This is a genomic window from Spirosoma humi, assembly GCF_054776575.1.
This window is the reverse complement of record NZ_BAAHBR010000005.1, coordinates 140,841-160,144: the sequence shown is the minus strand read 5'-3', so window position 1 is coordinate 160,144 and position 19,304 is coordinate 140,841. Positions and strand designations below refer to the sequence as shown.

General features: G+C 48.7%; 19 protein-coding genes. 7 read left to right on the top strand and 12 right to left on the bottom strand.

Annotated features, from left to right (window positions below; all coding sequences use genetic code 11):
• Window positions 1–48: 48 nt before the first annotated feature.
• A complete protein-coding gene (locus ACYU8Y_RS07605; RefSeq protein WP_460935823.1) occupies window positions 49–1,116 on the top strand; it encodes an AI-2E family transporter in 1,068 nt (355 codons plus the stop codon).
• 180 nt (window positions 1,117–1,296) lie between these two features.
• Here the strand turns inward: ACYU8Y_RS07605 and ACYU8Y_RS07600 are convergent, their stop codons facing one another.
• The 3 genes from ACYU8Y_RS07600 to ACYU8Y_RS07590 all read right to left on the bottom strand — a co-directional run bounded on the left by ACYU8Y_RS07600 (window position 1,297) and on the right by ACYU8Y_RS07590 (window position 5,726).
• Complete coding sequence (locus tag ACYU8Y_RS07600; RefSeq protein ID WP_460935821.1) at window positions 1,297–2,490, bottom strand: hypothetical protein; 1,194 nt, start codon at window positions 2,488–2,490, stop codon at window positions 1,297–1,299.
• Between the two features lie 248 nt (window positions 2,491–2,738).
• On the bottom strand, window positions 2,739–5,282 hold the full coding sequence (locus tag ACYU8Y_RS07595) for a PspC domain-containing protein (RefSeq protein WP_460935819.1): 2,544 nt from the start codon (window positions 5,280–5,282) through the stop codon (window positions 2,739–2,741).
• 36 nt (window positions 5,283–5,318) lie between these two features.
• Window positions 5,319–5,726, bottom strand: coding sequence for a PadR family transcriptional regulator (locus ACYU8Y_RS07590; RefSeq protein ID WP_460935817.1), 408 nt, complete (start codon window positions 5,724–5,726; stop codon window positions 5,319–5,321).
• 586 nt (window positions 5,727–6,312) lie between these two features.
• Between ACYU8Y_RS07590 and ACYU8Y_RS07585 the strand changes: the two genes are divergently transcribed.
• Window positions 6,313–7,050 (top strand): metallophosphoesterase family protein, encoded by a 738-nt coding sequence (locus ACYU8Y_RS07585; protein WP_460935815.1) that lies wholly within the window; start codon window positions 6,313–6,315, stop codon window positions 7,048–7,050.
• Window positions 7,051–7,519: 469 nt separating this feature from the next.
• On the opposite strand, the gene ACYU8Y_RS07580 is transcribed toward ACYU8Y_RS07585, so the two are convergent.
• Window positions 7,520–7,720: a hypothetical protein gene (locus ACYU8Y_RS07580; protein WP_460935813.1), complete on the bottom strand. Its 201-nt coding sequence runs from the start codon at window positions 7,718–7,720 to the stop codon at window positions 7,520–7,522.
• A gap of 273 nt (window positions 7,721–7,993) precedes the next feature.
• On the opposite strand from ACYU8Y_RS07580, the gene ACYU8Y_RS07575 reads away from it, so the two are divergent.
• Window positions 7,994–8,407 (top strand): response regulator, encoded by a 414-nt coding sequence (locus ACYU8Y_RS07575; protein WP_460935811.1) that lies wholly within the window; start codon window positions 7,994–7,996, stop codon window positions 8,405–8,407.
• 12 nt (window positions 8,408–8,419) lie between these two features.
• Here the strand turns inward: ACYU8Y_RS07575 and ACYU8Y_RS07570 are convergent, their stop codons facing one another.
• On the bottom strand, window positions 8,420–8,806 hold the full coding sequence (locus ACYU8Y_RS07570; protein ID WP_460935809.1) for a hypothetical protein: 387 nt from the start codon (window positions 8,804–8,806) through the stop codon (window positions 8,420–8,422).
• A 366-nt stretch (window positions 8,807–9,172) separates the two neighbouring features.
• Here ACYU8Y_RS07570 and ACYU8Y_RS07565 point away from each other — a divergent pair, with 366 nt between their 5' ends.
• The 4 genes from ACYU8Y_RS07565 to ACYU8Y_RS07550 all read left to right on the top strand — a co-directional run bounded on the left by ACYU8Y_RS07565 (window position 9,173) and on the right by ACYU8Y_RS07550 (window position 12,433).
• Window positions 9,173–9,775, top strand: a complete 603-nt coding sequence (locus tag ACYU8Y_RS07565; protein ID WP_460935807.1) for a DUF3347 domain-containing protein — start codon at window positions 9,173–9,175, stop codon at window positions 9,773–9,775.
• A 92-nt stretch (window positions 9,776–9,867) separates the two neighbouring features.
• Window positions 9,868–10,590, top strand: coding sequence for an ABC transporter permease (locus ACYU8Y_RS07560; protein WP_460935805.1), 723 nt, complete (start codon window positions 9,868–9,870; stop codon window positions 10,588–10,590).
• The gene (locus tag ACYU8Y_RS07555) at window positions 10,580–11,323 is read left to right on the top strand and encodes an ABC transporter ATP-binding protein (protein WP_460935803.1); all 744 of its coding nucleotides are present in this window, start codon (window positions 10,580–10,582) and stop codon (window positions 11,321–11,323) included. The genes ACYU8Y_RS07560 and ACYU8Y_RS07555 overlap by 11 nt, the downstream gene beginning before the upstream one ends.
• Before the next feature lie 45 nt (window positions 11,324–11,368).
• Window positions 11,369–12,433, top strand: a complete 1,065-nt coding sequence (locus ACYU8Y_RS07550; RefSeq protein WP_460935801.1) for an ABC transporter substrate-binding protein — start codon at window positions 11,369–11,371, stop codon at window positions 12,431–12,433.
• Between the two features lie 114 nt (window positions 12,434–12,547).
• Here ACYU8Y_RS07550 and ACYU8Y_RS07545 read toward each other — a convergent pair whose 3' ends face one another.
• The 7 genes from ACYU8Y_RS07545 to ACYU8Y_RS07515 all read right to left on the bottom strand — a co-directional run bounded on the left by ACYU8Y_RS07545 (window position 12,548) and on the right by ACYU8Y_RS07515 (window position 19,099).
• A complete protein-coding gene (locus ACYU8Y_RS07545; protein WP_460935799.1) occupies window positions 12,548–12,796 on the bottom strand; it encodes a hypothetical protein in 249 nt (82 codons plus the stop codon).
• Between the two features lie 82 nt (window positions 12,797–12,878).
• Entirely contained in the window at window positions 12,879–15,107 is a 2,229-nt protein-coding gene (locus ACYU8Y_RS07540) for an FG-GAP-like repeat-containing protein (RefSeq protein WP_460935797.1), read from the bottom strand.
• A gap of 210 nt (window positions 15,108–15,317) precedes the next feature.
• Window positions 15,318–15,860, bottom strand: a complete 543-nt coding sequence (locus ACYU8Y_RS07535) for a hypothetical protein (RefSeq protein WP_460935795.1) — start codon at window positions 15,858–15,860, stop codon at window positions 15,318–15,320.
• A 96-nt stretch (window positions 15,861–15,956) separates the two neighbouring features.
• Window positions 15,957–17,021 (bottom strand): cobalamin-independent methionine synthase II family protein, encoded by a 1,065-nt coding sequence (locus ACYU8Y_RS07530; protein WP_460935793.1) that lies wholly within the window; start codon window positions 17,019–17,021, stop codon window positions 15,957–15,959.
• Between the two features lie 94 nt (window positions 17,022–17,115).
• Window positions 17,116–17,436: a hypothetical protein gene (locus tag ACYU8Y_RS07525; RefSeq protein WP_460935791.1), complete on the bottom strand. Its 321-nt coding sequence runs from the start codon at window positions 17,434–17,436 to the stop codon at window positions 17,116–17,118.
• 192 nt (window positions 17,437–17,628) lie between these two features.
• Window positions 17,629–18,189: a carboxymuconolactone decarboxylase family protein gene (locus ACYU8Y_RS07520; RefSeq protein ID WP_460935789.1), complete on the bottom strand. Its 561-nt coding sequence runs from the start codon at window positions 18,187–18,189 to the stop codon at window positions 17,629–17,631.
• A 364-nt stretch (window positions 18,190–18,553) separates the two neighbouring features.
• Window positions 18,554–19,099, bottom strand: coding sequence for a hypothetical protein (locus tag ACYU8Y_RS07515; protein WP_460935787.1), 546 nt, complete (start codon window positions 19,097–19,099; stop codon window positions 18,554–18,556).
• Between the last annotated feature and the right edge of the window lie 205 nt (window positions 19,100–19,304).

Here is a 19,304-nt window from a genome sequence, read left to right as displayed (position 1 = left end):
ATTACTTTTTTAATAAATACGCTCATTAATGTGGCATTACGCGAACCTATGAATACGATTTATACACCCCAGCAACAACGCATTTTACTAATTACAAGCCTGATTATTATTGCAGGCTTCATTATTTTCGGCTTAAGTGGCTACATATCGGCTTTTCTGGGAGCTGGCATTCTCTATGTAGTTTTCCGCCCCTGGTTTACGGCCCTGGCCATTAAACGAAACTGGAATCGGCCCCTGGTCACTACGCTGCTGATCATCTTTTCTGTCGTTGTGATTATCATGCCTTTCCTCACGCTAAGCCTGCTGCTGATTGATCGCATCCAGTACTATTCACAACATACCGAAGACATCCTGAACCTGGCCAAGAAAGCCGAAGAGTTAACCGGTTACCAGATTACCAGCCAGCAAAACATCCAGGCCATTCTCCGGCAGGGCGGTACGTATGCCAGTCGGCTGCTACCATCACTGGCAGGTGGTGCCCTGGATTTCATTGTCATTTTGGGCCTGATGTTTTTCACGATGTATTTCATGTTTGTGCAGCAGGAAGCCTTTCAGAAAGGGCTTAGAAAATACCTGCCGTTTAAACACGACACACAGAAAGAACTTGGGGAATCCCTCAAAAACAACGTTAACGCCAATGTGCTGGGACAGGCGCTGGTTAGTTTTGTGCAGGGCTTGCTGACAGGCGTTACACTGTGGATATTTGGCGTTCCCGATGCGCTATTCTGGGGTACGGTCGCTTTCTTTATGGCCTTCATACCCGTTTTGGGCACGCCCCTCGTCTGGGGACCAGCCGGACTGATTCAGCTATCGCAGGGCAATACAAGTCAGGGCATTGGTATTTTGGTGGTGGGCGTTGTCGTTATTATCAACATCGACAACCTGCTTCGCATCATGCTGGCCAAGCGCATGGGCGATATTCACCCACTGGTCACCCTGGCGGGCATTGTGCTGGGCGTTCCTATTTTCGGCATTCTGGGGCTAGTCGTCGGTCCCTTGCTCCTCTCCTACTTTATCGTGTTGATCAACGTATTCGAACGGGAGAATAAGCAGCAGGAAAAAGAAGTAGCTGTAGCCCAGGAGCGCGTAGAAAAAGAAGCCGAGTTGAAGAAATAGGTCGTCTCTGAAAGCTCAAAAAAGAGATAAAACACAGAGGCACGGAGAACACAGAGATCGCTTGTTACATAAAGTAAAACGGTGATGAAATCTCTGTGTCCTCCGTGCCTCTGTGGTTCAAAAAAATATCTGGTTCGATAAAATTTACGATTCATGAAAACGCGATGTATCTGAATGTCATTAATTCAGACTGTGCGAAGGATGCGCGGTTGGAAAAATCACCAGGGCATCGTAACCCAGAATCGTTCTGCGAAGATCAACATCATCGATGTTGATCTTTTGCTTTTGTAATGCTTTACGGATAGGCAACAGGTTGAAAACAACCCAGCTATCCGTGGGCGTAGCGTCAAAAAATGGCTTTACAAACTTTAAATCCCCATTATCAGGATCTAATTTCCGGGCAGGCAACGCCTTGAATGGACTTCCCTGGATGCCGTTTTTCCCGAAAATGGCTATGTGATACGAGCTCTTATACTCGCTCTCAGCCAGGTTGCTAAGCAGGTTTCCGCAGTCATATACAGTCAGGTAACTCTCCCCACGGGCGCAATGCATGGCACCCAGTTTAACCAGCACCTTCTTGTCTTTTATAGCCGACGGAAAGGCCGCCATAAGCTGGTGCTTCATTAACTGTACGCGTAGAGCATGGCTCTGGGTCTTGTAAATACGGGCTGATAGTTGAACCGCGTCCAGTATTTCTTTCTCCTGAGCCGACAGGGGCTCCTTTTTTAGAGCGGCAACATCCTCCTCGAAAGCTGCACTTTGCATGTACATGGGGTGGCTCAAATTCAGCGCGGCTTTGTTAGCCGAGACCTTAGCCCGTTCGCTCATTGCGGTATACCGCTGGCGTGTGCTGGGTCGGGCGGCTCTGTGTGCCAGCTCATCGTAAAGTAGCGGGTCCGACATCATCATGATCTGATCGAGACCGATCAACGATGTGTGCCTACGGCTTGCTTCCCGAAGCATGTGAAACTCTTCCTGCAAGCTGTAAAATGAGAGTGCCGGCCCGGCCTGAACGGCCCATTTCATGAGTGACGCCGTATCTGTCTGAGCAAGCTTTTGGTTCAGTAGCTGCGCAATGTAGGGATCTACTTCCAGCGCGAAGGTGTTGAATGGAGCCGTCTTCAAAACCTGCTCGGTGAAGTAGGGAATTTCAGCCATAAAATGATCTTCCCCAATCAGTACATATTGGTTGTCTTTAACACCCGCCTGAATCAAGTCCCATCCTCTTCCCGTAAAACCGGCTGGACCCGGTTGTAGTAACAGCGTATTCTCCTTCAGCAGGCGCGTCCATAAGGTATCAGGCTGTTGGGCATAGCCTGTCGAGAAAGTAACTAGAGAAGCAATGAGTATTAGTAGATGGTGAGTTCGAGACATGAGTAGTTTATATTTGGATTAATTTTCTTCGTCTCTTTACCCCTACCCCCCTGAAGGGGACTTTACTCACTTGTGAACAAAGTCCCCTTCAGGGGGGGGAGGGGTAAAGAGACCGACAAAAAAGTACGGTTACTGGCTCATTTGAGTTAATTTTTCCGTGAAAAACGGCTGCAGAACTGGCCGGTTTGTCTGGAAATCCTAAACAAAGCCCCGCCACTTCTGCAGCCGTTTTCAAGATAAAGCAATCGTTACTGACGAGTCACTTTGCTGGCACCTGACGTTTCCGAATCAAGTGATCCAACATGACCAAGTGTAGCGTGGCTGGCCCCGCTGGCATCCACCGACGCTTTATCGATATTCAGCCCGGTAGCTTCGATTTTACTGGCCCCGCTCAAATCCGCTTCCAGTTGATCGACATGACCCCGCAACACGGCATTCGATGCGCCCGATAGCTGAATCGTCAGCTTCTCCACCGTCCCGTCGAAAACCGTCCGGCAGGCACCGCTCATGTCGATGTACAGGTTTTTGTAGTTACCGAAACCAACAAGGCTCGCTTTGGAAGCCCCCGACAATTTCAGTTCGTCGATGTTTGGCACGGTGATGGTCAGGCCGACCCGTTTGCGGTTGTTCCAGTCGAACAGGCCTCCTTTCCGATCAATTTTCACTTCCAGCGTGCTCCCGTTTACCCGAACGTCCATGTCACTCATGTCATCCTCACGACCGTCGGCAATCACTTTGTAGGTATCTCCTTTACGGAAACGGACCACAAAGGCACCGGCTACGTTTACTTTCGAGAAGGCGGTTATATTGAACTGGCGCGTATGGTCACTGATGCGGTCAAAATCATCACCCAATTCACTGGCAACGGCACTTTGTACATCGTCGGTCAGATCGGTTACGTCGTTGTCTTCATCGTTGCCATCATGGTCTTTTTCGCGCGGGTAATTGATACAGACGAGACCATTCTCCTTGGTGAATTTCCAGAGGCTGGACGACATGCGGTCCAGTTCACGTTGACCAAACTCGTTCCGGATATAGCGGGCGAAATCTTCGGTCATCCGAAATGGCTTCTCGTACGGAATCATCAAATCCATATCGAGGTCCTGCCCCCTGAAACGCGCTTTGGGCAACAACTCCATCGAATTATCGAACCGCACAACCGAGTCCTTGATGGCATAAACATAACGAATCTGCTTCGCGTTGGCCTGTGCTTCGGCACGGGTACGCCCCTGTGCCCGAAAGGATTGGACAAGACTCAGCGTCGCACCTTCGTATCCTTTCAAATCAATTGACGGACGGTCATTCCAATTGTCGCTGTCATCATCGACATCATTCAGGGCGAACAGCGGGATGGCCGCCGGCACGTTCAATACTTTCGTTTCTTCGACCGTTCCCCGGCGCTGAAAGCTGCTGATCAGTGGCGTTACCGTTCCCCCGAAGACAACCAGCCCCACAAGCCATATACCGCCCAGGGTAAGGGCCGTACGCGTGGTGATGACGGCCCGCGTGGTGATCAGCATGATGCCCAGCACCGCCAGCGCGAAGGCAGGAATAATGCCTACCACAATTCCCGACAGGACCATCGGAGCCGTTACGTCGGCCCGAATCAAGTCGGAAGGAAACCCACCGGGGCCAAAGCCTGTGCTTGACCAGATCCCAATGGCCGCCCCGATAAAGGCGAGACAGGCGATCATGAACGAAAAAGCCAGCAGGAGCATAATGACCCCGGCAAAAACCCGGATCAGCGACACAACACCATTCAACAGGGGTCCCAGCGCCCGGCCAAGGCCGCCAATGACCGTTGCAATGGCTCGAAAGGGAAACAGCAGAATGCGTGTCAGGGCGCTTTCATTCGTTGCCGTTTCGTTGATATTCAGGTTTTGTTTGATGCTGTTCTCGATATTAGACAACGTGATAGGCTGGCCCTGCATCTCCATTTTTTCGGTAAGCGTATTGGCCGTCGGCGCGATCATCCAGAGAACCAGGTACAACAGAAAACCTACGCCAAAAAACACAATACCCAGCACAAACAACAACCGAACAATGCCCGTATCGATGCCGAAGTAGGCAGCAATTCCGGAAGCGACGCCCCCCAGTACTTTATCTTCAGGGTTACGGAAAAACTTCTTGACCGTTTTGTCATCTTCAATCGTCACGACGCCGGGCAGGGCAATCCACATGGCAATGTAAACAATGAACGTAAACCCACTCAGGCCACCGAAAAACTCACCGGGCCCGTTGGACGCTCCACTCAGAGCCGGTAAACCAATGAACAGCGCGACAAAAATGAGCCGTACCCACACCACGTCCATATTGAAATAGTGAGCTAGTCCGGCACAGACACCACCCAGCGTTTTCCGGCGCAGGTCACGCACCAGTCGGCGGGGCTCATACGATACGGCCGGGTTGGGGTTTGGCGCAAATGTCGTTGCAGAGCCGCCCGCCGGATTGCCTTTTGCCTGAGCGCTTCCCGCCGATGTTGCCGAATGGCGGCCCCCGTTGGTAACCAGCACTTCTTCTTCCTCCACGGCTTCGAAGTCCGCTACGGTACCCATAGCCGCAACGAGTTCATTCACATCGTCGAGGGACACAACCTGCTTGTCGGCCGCTTTCAGTTTCGCCAAAAGCTTTTCGGCAATCCGGTTTTCAATATCCGTTACAATCTCCTGGCTGTCTTCGTAAGTCGAGAAATACTGCTGAACCGTAGACAGGTAATTCTTCAATTTGTCGTAGCCATCCTCTTCAATGTGAAAGATGACGCCACTAATATTAATACTGATGGTCTTTTTCATTGCGGTCCGACGTTGCGGTTTTATGAAGGGAATAGGTTAAGCGTTGGCTGGAGGAATGAGTGGATCGGGTGAAGGCGAAACGGCAACAGCCCCGTTTGTAATCTTTTTATGTAGATCAACTTTTCCAATAATCGCATTAACGGATTCGGCAAGTTCCTGCCAGGTGTCGTTGAGGGCTTCCAGCGAATTGCGGCCGAGGTCGGTCAGGATATAATATTTGCGTGGCGGCCCCGATGTAGATTCTACCCATTTATAATCGAGCAGACCGGCATTTTTCAAGCGGGTTAACAGTGGGTACAGCGTACCCTCTACAACCATGATTCTGGCGGAAGTCAGCTCGTCGAGCATATCGGAGGCATATATTTCCCCTCTCGATATGATGTGCAAAATGCAGAATTCCAGAATTCCCTTCCGCATTTGCACCTGAGCATTTTCTATATTCATTGGTGTATTGGCTTTCGTTAATTTCCTGAACCAAAGGTACAATAAGGTACTATGCGATGCAAGGTACCTTATGTTTTTTCTCTCTAAATCCGTACTAATGGCAAAAATTGGGGATGAATGGTTGTGCTGTTGGCAGTTTCCAACGTAAGAGCAACAAATCATCGGAGCACTTCCAAAAATTTATTGAATTCGCTCGTCATTCAGACCGGTCCAAACAAATTCAAGCGTATAAGCCGACTCAGGATCGAGTTTTTGAAGTCCTGTTCTAAGTTGGTATTAAACAAAACCCTTTACCCAAGCCGTAGGCAATGCGACGGGTCCCATTACCTACGGCTTGGGTAATCTTTTACCTTTCAATTCACGCCAAGGCAGATAACTCATAAATCGCTCTACCGTCCAGCACCCTTAGACTAATCAATGTTTAATGCCAAGCTAATGCCGTTTTTAAGTATAAACCCTTCTTTTGGCCTGAGAAGGTTATCGCTAGCCCGTTGTGCTTATGAATAGTATCAGTCGCCGGTTTTTCTTAAAAGCTACCCTAGGCAGCGCATCAGTCGGCGTTTGGACCGCCTGTCGAAGTTCAGTTATGACTGTTCCCACACCCGCTGTTTTGCCCGTACGGTTCGCGGTTGCTTCTGATGGTCATCTGGGCGAGCCATCGACTCCATCAGACCAATATTATACGGATTTACTAGCGGCTTTACGCCTAACCCACCAGACCACACCGCTTCAATTTGTAGTCGTCAATGGCGATTTGGTGCACGAGGGGAACAATGGCTTGCTGCCGAAAGCTAAGGCCTACCTGGATCAATTGCCGGTTCCGTACTACGTTACGCGGGGCAACCACGACCGGGTTAGTGTTGCTACCTGGCAACAACTATGGGGCTATGACACGAACCATGTGGTGGAACGCGACAACGCAACGCTTATTCTGCTCGACACATCCAACGAAGCAGGCGATACGCTCTGCGGGGATGATGTCTGGCTCCGGCAAACCATGAAGTCCGTACGGTCGTCGGTGCCAGCGTTTTTGTTCATGCACATTCCCTTCATTCACAATGCCCAGGCAACGGATATCTGTACAGGCATACTGGGTGTTTTGACCGATTACCCCATTATTCGGGCAGTCTTCCACGGCCACGATCATACCCGGGATTTAGGCATTCTGTACGGCAAAACAGCCTTACTATTCGACGCCCATTTCGGAAGTAGCTGGGGAACTGCTTACCGGGGGTTTCGGCTGGTTGAGCAGTCGGGAGAGGCTTTTACCACACACCAATACGACTTTACCAATAACCAGACGATCAATAGTCTATCCTTCTGATTCACCCGATTGCCTTTTCGATAGGCAGGGTACTGCTGACACGACTCGTTTATTCCGCTTTCGGTCAATCCACCAATACCAGTGATCGGCTTTCAGTCCGCTTCGTCGCCTGTCAGTTAATCAGCTTGCCAGACCGCTTTGTTCGTGTTCAGATCGGCCTTATCGGCCACAACCTGCTTTTTAGTTTCTGCCACAGTAGCCTTTCTTGGCATCCTTAGTTTGACCTGAGTTACTAGCAGATACAGCCAGCGTCATAAAAGAAATAGAGCAGATAAGTACTTTTACTGGGCTCTCAAGAAAAGGACATCCAGACAGGTGTTAAATAAAGGGTAACAAAAATCTGGTTAACTTATTCTGACAGCTTTACGTACCATCCTATCCGGATTGGCCATGCGCACTGACTTTGTCTAAAACGAAAGCCCCGACAAGTACTTGTCAGGGCTTTCGTTTTAGACAAAGTCAAGCAGACTTATTTTTTCACTGAATCGGGCATAGCAATCTTAGCTGTATCCGTGATAACTTCCATGCTGTCACCACTTACGATCGTTTCGCTCTCGACAACTGTCGCTGTATCTTGCCCGGTTTTTTCGGACTCTGTTTTCTTGGACTGGCAGGCGAAAGCCAGCGTAAACATAGCAGCAACGAACAACGCTGATTTAACTGTTTTCATAAGATATATGTATGAGTGATGGTGAATGATTTGCCTTTAATACGGGGGTCTATAAAAAGTAACCCACCGTTAATCACAAATTAATCTCGTTGCCAGTCGCTAACCGGCCAGTAAGTATAATTTCGCATACCTTCCACTCAATTCGTAGTTTTATCGTGCTCGCAATGACGGATTACTTGCCCGTTCTGCACTTGCCTATAAAATCGTCTGATTCTGAACAATACCCTATCAGCTCTGTTCTCATCCTTTAGAGCCATTGGCTTAGAGTGATTTATGAACAAAGTAGGGGTGATTTGTGTGGTGGATGACCAAGCCGATTTTAGATTCATTGTACAGAAACTGTTTAGCTTATCGTTTCCGCAATATCCAGTAATCCTTTTCGAACATGGCCAGGCCCTGCTCAATGCACTCCCACAACTGGAGCAGTTGCCTTCCCTGATTCTGATGGATCGGCACATGCCTGTGATGGATGGTTACCAGACGCTACTTCAGTTAAAACAAAATCCTGCCTATCAACTTATACCAGTTGTGATGATGAGTGCGGAGGCTAATTCGGATGAAATTCGGGATTGTTACCGAGCCGGAGCCAACTCGTTTATTCGAAAGCAGGTTGAGTTTAAAAACCAGTTGGATATGATTACCCAAATGGGCCAGTACTGGCTGCAAACCAATTTGCCCAGCGAATAAGATCCCGCTAGACTAGTCAGGTTTGGCGGGTGTGATGGTATCATCGATCTGATTCCGCTCGGCCAAAAACTTTTTCAACTCCTCTTCAGTAGCAAACAATTTGGGTTCCTTGATGGGTAGATCGAGCTTGATGGGCGTACTCGCTAAGTCCTGGTCTTTGCCAATTGGTTTGACCACATAAATGGCCGTCCTGATATTCATTTCGTAGGACTCGACCGGGTCGGTAATCACACTAATTTCCTCTAGGCGGCCATCAAAGAAAATACGTTCTATTTCGGCTTGAAAATACTCATCTACCGGCCCTGTTTGCTGGTCTAACTGCTGACCATGTTTCTCGTTGACATAAATCGTATCGCCGACTTTGAATGGTAAGGTAACGGCTTCAAAAGTGATGGTCATATCGGATAAAGAGTAAGAAGACAAACGTCTGATCAATATAGAGCCAATTAAGCGGAGATCAATCTAAGCTAGAAGACGATCTAGTCGGAATTGTTTATAAATCGGCAGATTAGGGAGGTGTAGCCACTGGATTAGGTCTTTAGCATGGCGTGCTTGCTATTTTAATCAACGGCTTCCCGTTTTGTGGTAGCGATTGGGGAGGTTCTAGCGGATTAGCCAGTTCCAAAGCTTGCCAGACCCTCTTACTAAGCCGCTGGTTTTAATCCCTTCCCAACTCAATCCATCATACACCATGTTTGAGAGAATAAAAGCGGTAACCAGCTGCATCTTAGCAAGATATTGCCAGGAACTTATAAATTCGCGGCTATGAAACGGCCTCCTGGTTTGCCATCACTTGCCATCATTGGCGTAATTGCCATCTTTTTGCATTGTTCATGTTCATCTCGCCGGGATGAGACGACTCATACGACTGATTCCCAGAGCGACGTAACGACCGTATCGATGCCGTTATTTACCAATGCGGCCCCCATTGTTAAAGATCAAATCCGCGGTTTGGTTAGCAGCTATTTCAAGTTGAATCAGGCATTGATTGGGGATAGCCTGGCTGGCGCAAAGACGGCGGCTACTAACCTGCTGGCAACAATCGAAACAATTGATGTATCGAAACTGACAGGTGAGCAAATGGATTTTTATTTCATTCAATCATCCAAATTGAAAACGGGTTTGGTCGTGATCCGTAGCAGTACCGATATTGACCAGGCTCGATCAGGTCTTGCCGATGTCAGTGAAGCGGTGTATGCCGTTGTGAAAGCATTTCGGGCTAACAATTCTCCGCTCTACTATCAATATTGCCCTATGGCACGCAACAATCGGGGAGCAAACTGGCTAAGTGCAACCGAAGAGGTGAATAATCCCTACATGGGACAAATGATGCTGAACTGCGGCAGAACGCAGGAAAAGCTGGAATAATGCTGAAGCCAACCATCGTACCTATGCAAAGTCCACCATCGCCGACGAAAAAAGGAAATTCACCGCTAGGCAGATTCTCTTCAATCCTGGTATTGCTAGGAGTAATCCTGTTATGGTTTGGTATTTCAGCGATCAACTTGTTTCCTGAGTATGCTTTTCCATCCCCTACCGCTGTATTTCTGAGCTTTAAAGAAGAATTAACCGCAGGTCGTCTGCTGAACGATATTGTTGCCTCCCTTTGGCGTGTCGTCATCGGATTTGTCCTGGCAGTGGGTTTGGGTATACCCATTGGCTTGTGGCTGGGTCAACGTCTTCCGGTGCGCCAGGCCCTTGTCCCCATGCTTAATTTCTTTCGCTTTTTATCGCCACTGGCCTGGATTCCATTTGCCATCCTGTGGTTTCACATTGGCGATAAGCCCGCTATATTTCTGATATTTATGGCCACTTTCTTTCCAATGACACTGGCTACGATGGTCGCTGTAGCTGGCATTCCGAGTATCTACTTTCGGGTAGCGAAAGACTATAACTACAGCGGCATAGAACTCTTATCGCAGGTAACCTTTCCGGCCGTACTTCCACCAATAATTACCGCCTTGCGCATGAGTTATGGGATTGCCTGGGTAGTGATCGTTGCTGCGGAGATGGTTGGTTGTCAGGATGGGTTGGGATATGGTATCTGGGAAGCGCGGAACGGACTGCGCTTAGACTCTGCCGTTTGTTATATGATCGTAATAGGATCGCTCGGTATGGGTATCGATCGTCTTTTGGCGCAGTTAACAAAATTACCGGCTGTACGTTGGGGTTATGAGCGATAAGCAATCAAGCAAGTTGGTAGTTGATCAGGTATCTCATCGCTATGGCGAGGTAGCCGTATTGGAGAATCTTACCCTTACTGCCAAGGCTGGCGAAGTAGTTGTTCTGGTAGGCCCAAGTGGTTGTGGTAAAACAACCATATTGAATTTGCTATCGGGGCATCTAGCTCCCGTGTCCGGAACGATCAGCCGGGAAGGCACTGCCCGAACAGTATATCAACAGGATGGACTGTTTCCGTGGCTAACAGTCCGGGAGAATATCGGCATTGGCCTGCGTGCGGTGCAGGACGAGAAGCGCCGGGACAATGAAATAGAGGAACTGCTTGCGCTGGTAAATCTTACGAGTTTTGCGCATCACTATCCTCACCAATTGTCTGGCGGTATGCGGCAACGGGCGGAGTTAGCCAGGGTGCTGGCTGGTGATTCCGATATTCTGCTGATGGACGAGCCCTTCTCCGCACTTGACTATCAGGCCCGATTGACCATGCGACGGGAGTTGGTACGGGTACTGGAGAAAAAGCCGCGAACGGTTGTTTTCGTGACGCATGATATCGAGGAAGCGGCTCAATTGGCGGATCGCGTTCTGGTGTTATCGAAAAGACCGGCAACGGTTTGCCAGGAACTCCCGATTACCGCTCCTCGTCCACGGGGCTTGGCAGACGATGAGGTCGTTGAGGCCATGCGGATGATCCTGCAGGCGCTGGGCCTCGATAATGACGGTAGTGTGCCTGAATAGCAGCGCGTTGACTCATCAAACGTTTAAGAGTAATTTGCAGACAAGATGAAACGAACAGGTATAAAAATCCTTATAGGTGTAGCCGCTGTGATTACAGTCCTGGGGCTCCTTCGTTATCGGCCCTTCGGCAGTTTTTCGGGCTCTGGTGCGGCAGTTATTCATAAAGGCGGCAACAAAAGTGCCGACCGGGAGCTCACCGTAGGTTTTTTACCCGTAACCTGTCATCTGACCTGCCCGGTTACCGATTTCGCATCCAAGACAACGGCGACCAATACGAATTTTAATTCGCGGGTTTTTACCGATTTCCCGACGGTCGTCAGTGCGCTGGAAGCGAAACAGATTCAGGCCACATTTATGATCGTGCCCCTGGCAATGAAGCTACGGGAACAGGGTGTGCCCGTAAAAATTTGCTACCTCGGACACCGAGACGGCTCGGAGGTAGTGGTTGCCAAAAACAGCAAGATCCGAAGCCTCGTCGACCTTAAGGGCAAGAAAGTAGCGGTTCCCAGTCTGTTCAGCAATCAGAATTTCGTTTTTCACAAGCTGATGGCGGATTATCAAATGCAGCCTAACGACATCAACTTTGTAGTACTGCCTCCGCCTGACATGCCTACCTCGCTGGCTGCTGGCGCGATCGATGCCTACTTTGTGGGTGAGCCTTTCTGCGCGAAGGCAGAACTCGATGGGGTTGGACGCGTGCTTTATTATGCGCGCGACATATGGCCCAGTTTTATCTCTTGTGCGCTGGTTGTCCACGAAGATCTCATCAAAAGCCAGCCAGATATCGTCAAGGATCTGGTGCGTGGTATTGCCCAGTCCGGAGCATGGGCCGAAACGCACCGGGCAGAAGCAGCAAAATTGGTAGCACCCTATTACCGGCAGGATGAAAAAGTCCTGAAATATGTGCTCACGGCTGATCCCAAACGTGTGAGTTATGTAAATCTTACCCCGACCGATAAAGATTTGTCCCGCATTGAGGATATGGGGCTGAGCATGGGGCTATTGACAAAACGAACCCCAATGAATGAGCTGATTGACCGCAATTTTGTGCCTGACGTGATCAAAGAAGCGCAGATCGATGTGGCACAGCTATCCTCTACGAACAAATAGCTATATCGAGTAGCGCTATTATACGTAGAAGTATAAAGCCAACCCCTCTATGTGTGGGGTTGGCTTTTCTATTGACTAGCACTAGGATTGAACAGCCGTTAGGCCAGAAGACCTTTACTTATTCAGTAACTTCAAAATCTCTTCTTGATTGGCCAGAATCTTGTCCAATGCCTCCTGGTTTTTTAGGATAGCATCCTGGTTACCTAAAATTGATTCCTGGTTTTGAATAATGGTTTTCTGGTTAGACAGCAGCGAATCCAGACTCTCCTGATTAGACAGAATTGATTCCTGATTCTTGAGAATGTCACTCTGATTCGCCAGAATTGATTCCTGATTTTTCAGCACTTGTTCATTGGACTCCATGGTCATTTTTATTTTAGTGAAATAAATAAACGGGTAAGAAATTGAGACCCAAAGTTAAGCTAACTCTGGGCTTACTGCCTCATTATAACGTGGTAGAAGGCCTACAAACAGGTGCGATCTCGGCGGAAAAACGAATTGGTTTGAGCGAAACCCGTTCCACATTCGAACTGCCTTCCGTGATACGTAGAAATTGATTGGGACGAACGTTCCGAAATACCTGGACCGTTTTTGAGCCATGCCAGCGGATTTCAATTTTGTCGATCAGCGTGGCTTTGCCAATGCCGATTTCCCGTCGGAGCGGTGAAGCACCGAAACTTCCCCCTGAATTTACGTCACGATAAACGCTCCGCTGCACACCGTTTTCCCGAAACGTTAGCTTAACCTGCGAGCCAATAGCCATCCGGTTTGTATGAGTGCCCTCCAGCGTAAGACAGATCCAATTATTTGCACGCTGGCCGGGATTTAAGTAAAAGGAGTTTGGGTACCGGTCGCCAATGTATGCACCCCCCATTTCGATATACACATCCTGATCCCCGTCATTATCCAGATCAGCAAAGGATACACCATGCCCTTTTTGCAGATGGCCTACCCGCGCCGAGGCTGTTACGTCTGCGAAGGTTTTCCCTCCCTTATTGAGAAATAGTTTGTTAGGAACCAGCGAACGATAGTTGGGGTTGCCCGAACCCAGATACATATCCAGAAACCCATCATTGTCGATGTCGCCAAAATTACCCCCCATCGAGAAGGTTGTTTTTTGCACATCCGCTTCCGCAGAAACATTGGTAAAGGTACCATTTCGGTTGTTCCGGTAGAGGCAAATTTGGCCATTCTTGCCAACAGGCCGCTTCAGGGCTTCGGCAGCTTCATAATAAGCCAGCGATCTCTCGAATGTATAATTGCCAACAAAAATATCCAGCCAACCATCGTTATCGTAGTCCCAGAACCAGGTCGTGAAACTATTATAGGTTTCGTCATTGAGCCCTGCCAGTGCCGTTACATCCTTAAACGAAGGTATTCGTGTAGCTGAGCCTTTGTTTTTCAGCAAATATCGGTTCCCATCCATGGTGGAGAGAAAGAGATCCTTCCAGCCATCGTTATCAAAATCGCCCGACGTAACGCCCTTCACAAACCCGATAATACCGCAGTTTGCCTGCTGCGCTACTTCAGTGAAAGTACCATCCTGGTTATTCAGATAGAGCTCACAGGGATGGACTTTTCCATTACTTCGAAACCAGTTACCGGTTTCATTGCCGATGAACACGTCCAGCCAGCCGTCGTTGTTAAAATCAGCCCAGGTTGCTGTCTGGGTAGGGTGAAAGGACAGTAACCCACTGACGGTTGTCACATCGGTAAACGTACCGTCACCATTATTTTTAAGCAATGAGTTGGGCTGCTCGCCGTATTCACCCTGCCAGGCTCCCCGGAGAACAAAAATATCGGGATATCCATCGTTGTTATAATCGGTTTGCAGCATGTTCAACCCACCCGTCAGTTGGCCAAGCCCCGATTGCTCGGATTGATCCGTGAAGGTGCCATTCGCATTATTTTTAAAATAGTGCATAGGCTCATCCAGCCCCCAGGCCGACAGCGCAATGTCCAGATAGCCATCCCGGTCAAAATCCTCTACAATAACCCCACCCGCCATCGTATTAACGTCGAGGTTCAGGTGCTGAGCGATATCCTGAAAGGCATTAACCCGGTTGGTGGTATCGACCATATTCGAAATAAGCCAGGCTTTAGGGACTTCCTTCGGGTACTTGCCCAGCGTCATGTAGGCCAGGTTGAGCAGCCAGCGCGATTCGATATCATCCGGGTTCTTTTTCAGCAGGGTTTCATAGATTTCGATGGCTTTTTTCGAGCCGGTTTGAGTAGTATGAATTCCCTTTCCCTGAATAGGCAGAATGCACGACTCCGCCGAGTGATTGGCCCGGCAATTGGTCTGCTCGCCTAGCCTGAGATAAGCCAAGGCCAGATCGGACAGGGCTACCTGACTTGCTCGCGGGTTTCTAGCTTCCAGTACTTTACTAACCGTTTCCAGCAGGGGTATTGCTTTTGCCTCCTGGCCTAATTTGAGGAGCGTATTGGCCCTCATGTACATTTCCATTTCGCTGGATTCAAAATTTTTCGCTATCGAGTCCAGGTGAGCGAGTACGGATTCCGGGCTAAAATCATTCCGATAGTCCCGATGTTTATGATTGGCCTGACCGAGCAAATCGATCATTTGTTTATGGGATTTGGGGCGCGATCGAAACCCGCCAACCATAGCCAGCACGGTCGCAGCGCCAACCAGGACATAAAATATTTTTTTCATAATGCATAAGCAGTTTGGTGTCCATCAGGTTAAATGGATAAATGGTTACGGATAGCCTGAAAAGGCTTATTCCGGTTATACTGATTGATTCCTGACCAGGGGAAAGTGAATCAATCAGACATAAAGATTCCTACCGTCTGGTCTATACGCAGACGGGAACTAGCGATCATGGATAAATTACCGCAGGATCGGAAAGGACAATAAAGCCGCTTAAGCTTCTGGCGGGGGCGAGTTGACAGGAAGGACTAAGGTGGGCAGGATAGCCGTAAAGGTGGGGATTAAGACAGGCACCCTCACCGAAGGGTGACAGAAATTGATTACGAATCGAACGCCCTGATAATAATCATTGAGTAAGTTTTTGAGCAACTGATTTGCTTTCTCAGGGAGGCTATTCGAGTCGCTCTCAACTTGCTGGTTAATAAAATCGAGTAAGTTCTGTTGCCAGAAGGAGCCTTGTTTATTGGCATACCCCAGGATGAGCAACGTATCATTTTTTATTTCCTGCCGAACAATGTCATAGTAATTGTCCCGGTAGACAAATCCTTCCGTGGGGTGGGTTTGCAAGCTGTCTTGAACAGCTTGTTGATGAAGAGGAATGTAAAACTCCACCAGACTATCGACTGATCGATACACGCTCAGGCGGCTAGATAAGTCGCTTTCTTCCTGCCAGCTAATCATCCATACGACCAACATGTGGGCCAGAATATGGCACAGCAATAAGCTGAGTAGACCGATGGCAGCAATTTTTCTCAATGGAAGAATGGGTAATTTTTGTCGTTGACTATGACCCACGACCGGAGCAACAAATCCTAAACCGGCCTGATAGCCAGTTTAGGATGAAGTAACAGACTAGGCCAGTTCTTTCTCGGCCAGGGCAGTCCCCTGGATTCGGGCTTTAATTTTGGCAAACGCAATATCGCGAGCGGTGGACACATCATCGGCGAAGGGCGAAAACCCGCAATCATCGGTCGTGCCAAGCTGATTTACAGGGATGACTTGTGCGGCTTCCAGAATCAAATCCCTGATTTCTTCCGGGGTTTCAATGCGAGGATCAAGCACATTGGTTACACCCAGAAACACCCGTTGCGTTGGTTTGATATTCGCTTTAATTGACGCCAGTACGGCCTCTTTATCGGCTTCAGCGGCATATTCCAGGTAGAAGTTACCGGCATTCAGCGAGAACAAATAGGGTAACAGCTCTTTATAGGAAATGTCGGCGCTGTGGGTTGAATCATGATCGCCACCGGGACAGGAGTGCACGCCAATGCGGGCCTGCTCATCTGGACTAAAGCGATTTAAAACCCGATTATTGAGGTCGATAAAAGCCTGCAAAAGGTTTTTGCTATGGTCCAGTTTGATCGCCAGTCGAGCTTCGGTAAAATCAATCTGTACGTTATAAGCCCCCGCTTGAAGACAATGCCGGATTTCTTTCTCCGCTTCGTCAACCAGATCGGCTAAAAATGACTCCTGACTGTACCCATCGATACCATTAGCTGGATAGAGCAAACTCAGAGCTGAAATAGCAATAACAGCTTGCTTGACCGGGCGTTCGGTAAAATGCTGGGCACGTTTAAGGAACGTATCGGCGGAGGTAGTATATCGAAAAGGCCCTTTCGAGATAACGGGTAACTGACGGGTATGACCATCCGCAAAGGGAATGACTACACCATCGGGCAGTAAACCGTCCAGACCCGTAATGGGATAGGTTGCGAAACTAGGTTTCGATTGCTCCCCATCGGTAATGACCGGCGAGCCTGTCGCTTCAAAAGCCTGTATCGTTTCCTGCAGCGCCCGATCTGTGACTTGATCAAGGTCTTGTTGACTAATTCGATTATGCTGGAAGGCGTTCATGGCTTCCAGTAAGTAGGCAGGGCGAGGCACGCTGCCGATAGGTTCAGTTGGTATATAAGACATGGTTTATCAATGGGTGTGCGACGACGAACAGCTTGTATTGAGTGCAATCATTATAGCTGACAACAGACGATAGTACGTAACCTGGTAAGGCTAATCAGATACTCGCTCCGTTGGTTACTAAACGAGGATACTGCTCGTGCCCTATCTTCGCGTTGGCTTCGGGTTGCGGGCTGGGTGCTTGCTCAGGTCCCTGTCCGGCACGCGCTTGTATCCAGTATTGAAAACGCCGGTTCAGAAAAGGCAAAGCAATAAAAACCATGTAGGGAACGAGCATGCAGGTCAGGCAAAAGGCTCGAGCTATCAGGGGCCAGTCGGCTATAAACGGTAATTGTGCCAGACCATAATGGATCGCGGTGCTGTAGGGGAACATTGCCAGCCAAACCAGCAGCGCCATCTTCCACTTATTTGTTTTCATGAGATTTATAAAATAAAAAACGCCACAAATCAACACATCTTCATCAGAGCTGTAGGTATTTATTAATCAGACTAGTAAGTTTGCGGAGGACAATGTCCTCACCGGGTTAAACCCGGTGAGGAACATGGAATACCAACCTATGATAAAAAAGTATGCCGGATCAATAGGCCCTATTGATCCGGTTTTTTCGTTTTAAACGGGCTGTGCTTCATTAGCATGCACATATCCTTTTGTGGCTAGTGCCTCACCCATATCTGCGTAGATAGCCCTATCTTCAGGGGCCCAGGTAGCAAGCCCATCTACATAGCGGTTATACATACAAAAAGCGGCTGCAATCAGTACAGTATCGTGAATATCCTGGTCACTAGCGCCCACTTCTCGTGCCTGGGCAATTTGCTGAGCTGTAACCTGCTTGCCACCTTTCTGCACGCTACCCGCAATGGCGAGCAGTGCTTTCATTTTGGCTGAAACGGGTGCTGTTTCCGGATCAGCCCATGTTTGAGCAACTACCTGATTTTCCCGCCCTAACAAATAGTCAGCGGCTGCCCCGTGGCTGGTCGAACAGAAGAAACAGTCATTTAATCGGGATGTATAGGAAGCAATCAGCTCACGTTCACCTTGCGTGAGAGAATCACTGGCTCGGGTGCGGAGTAATACTTCGGCTAATTCGTTGAGAGGCTTAGTGGTCTGCGGACTAAAAGCCATTGGTCCTAAAATACCAGGTAATCCTTCGGGTAATTGAATATGTGCCATGTTTGTATTCGGAAAGAAGATGAGGATAATGGAGTAGGCAGACCAGCCGTATAGACCAATCTGAACATAACTTTCCCTAACCAATTGTTGGATGATCACAACAGCTCCGGCCAGCTCTAACCAAGAATTGAACAGCTTGAGGCATGCCCACCCTATCTTCCTGAAAATCATTCGATAACAGAAAAAGATAGAAGGGCATATCCTCAGCGCTTAGCTCTTGGATAAGCTATACGCCAGCTATAGCGAAGAGATCAAAAAATAAACTCTTGGCACCAGCTTGAGCGGAATCACCATCAATAAAAACTCAGGGAAAATAAAACGGCTACCCAGCATGAGTGCGTCATGTGCCAGGTAAGCCAAAGCCTTACGCCTGTCTGGGAGGAGGGGAAGGAATAGATGCCGAACGCGTGGTGAATCTAAAAGAGGCATCCGGTATGCGCTCGGATTGATACTTGCCAGGATGCAAAAAACAGAGTGAAATCGGGTTATTGGGGGAGTACTCTTTGAGTAGGAATTTCAGCAATAAACTGGTTTTATGACCCGTGTCTGAAGATGTCGCCAAATGATCATTGAGAAAGGCGAGTAGATCATCTTGCCACACCGAATGGTTACGCGTTTCAAGACCGGCGATGAGCAGCATATTACCCTTCGCTTCCATGCTGACAACGGTGTAGTAGCGCCCCCGGTAGCTAAACCCATCTTCTGTTGTGCGAGTTATCGACGCTCCTTCCGCTGGATCAGTCAGCGGAACTTGAAACTCTACAATACTATCCACGGATCGATACACTAATAACCGTTCCGAAAGGTCATTTTCGGCCCGCCACCAACTACTAAACCCTACAATAGCACTGGCTAGTGTATGGCATAGCAGGAGGGCAAATAAGCCAATCGAAACCTTTCTTGACAGCATGATGGTATCGTGTTCAAAACAAAGATAACATCTGCCAGACATAATCAACACAAATACAGGATTAAATCTTGATTTTTTTGGCTCTAGGTGGTTTTCAGGCTAGGTATTTACTGGCAACGCACAGTACCACGCCTACAACTAGCCGACGATCATTGATGAATTGCCCATGCCTTCAAAAAGCTTCTTATCCGGGTTAAGTGGCTCT

Coding starts and splice junctions, on each gene's coding strand:
- ACYU8Y_RS07570 (WP_460935809.1), bottom strand. CDS start 8,806: ATGACCATCACTTTTGAAGCCGTTACCTTACCATTCAAAGTCGGCGAT.
- ACYU8Y_RS07530 (WP_460935793.1), bottom strand. CDS start 17,021: ATGTCTTATATACCAACTGAACCTATCGGCAGCGTGCCTCGCCCTGCC.
- ACYU8Y_RS07515 (WP_460935787.1), bottom strand. CDS start 19,099: ATGCTGTCAAGAAAGGTTTCGATTGGCTTATTTGCCCTCCTGCTATGC.
- ACYU8Y_RS07605 (WP_460935823.1), top strand. CDS start 49: ATGAATACGATTTATACACCCCAGCAACAACGCATTTTACTAATTACA.
- ACYU8Y_RS07575 (WP_460935811.1), top strand. CDS start 7,994: ATGAACAAAGTAGGGGTGATTTGTGTGGTGGATGACCAAGCCGATTTT.
- ACYU8Y_RS07555 (WP_460935803.1), top strand. CDS start 10,580: ATGAGCGATAAGCAATCAAGCAAGTTGGTAGTTGATCAGGTATCTCAT.
- ACYU8Y_RS07590 (WP_460935817.1), bottom strand. CDS start 5,726: ATGAATATAGAAAATGCTCAGGTGCAAATGCGGAAGGGAATTCTGGAA.
- ACYU8Y_RS07550 (WP_460935801.1), top strand. CDS start 11,369: ATGAAACGAACAGGTATAAAAATCCTTATAGGTGTAGCCGCTGTGATT.
- ACYU8Y_RS07565 (WP_460935807.1), top strand. CDS start 9,173: ATGAAACGGCCTCCTGGTTTGCCATCACTTGCCATCATTGGCGTAATT.
- ACYU8Y_RS07545 (WP_460935799.1), bottom strand. CDS start 12,796: ATGGAGTCCAATGAACAAGTGCTGAAAAATCAGGAATCAATTCTGGCG.
- ACYU8Y_RS07595 (WP_460935819.1), bottom strand. CDS start 5,282: ATGAAAAAGACCATCAGTATTAATATTAGTGGCGTCATCTTTCACATT.
- ACYU8Y_RS07600 (WP_460935821.1), bottom strand. CDS start 2,490: ATGTCTCGAACTCACCATCTACTAATACTCATTGCTTCTCTAGTTACT.
- ACYU8Y_RS07585 (WP_460935815.1), top strand. CDS start 6,313: ATGACTGTTCCCACACCCGCTGTTTTGCCCGTACGGTTCGCGGTTGCT.
- ACYU8Y_RS07540 (WP_460935797.1), bottom strand. CDS start 15,107: ATGAAAAAAATATTTTATGTCCTGGTTGGCGCTGCGACCGTGCTGGCT.
- ACYU8Y_RS07520 (WP_460935789.1), bottom strand. CDS start 18,189: ATGGCACATATTCAATTACCCGAAGGATTACCTGGTATTTTAGGACCA.
- ACYU8Y_RS07580 (WP_460935813.1), bottom strand. CDS start 7,720: ATGAAAACAGTTAAATCAGCGTTGTTCGTTGCTGCTATGTTTACGCTG.
- ACYU8Y_RS07525 (WP_460935791.1), bottom strand. CDS start 17,436: ATGAAAACAAATAAGTGGAAGATGGCGCTGCTGGTTTGGCTGGCAATG.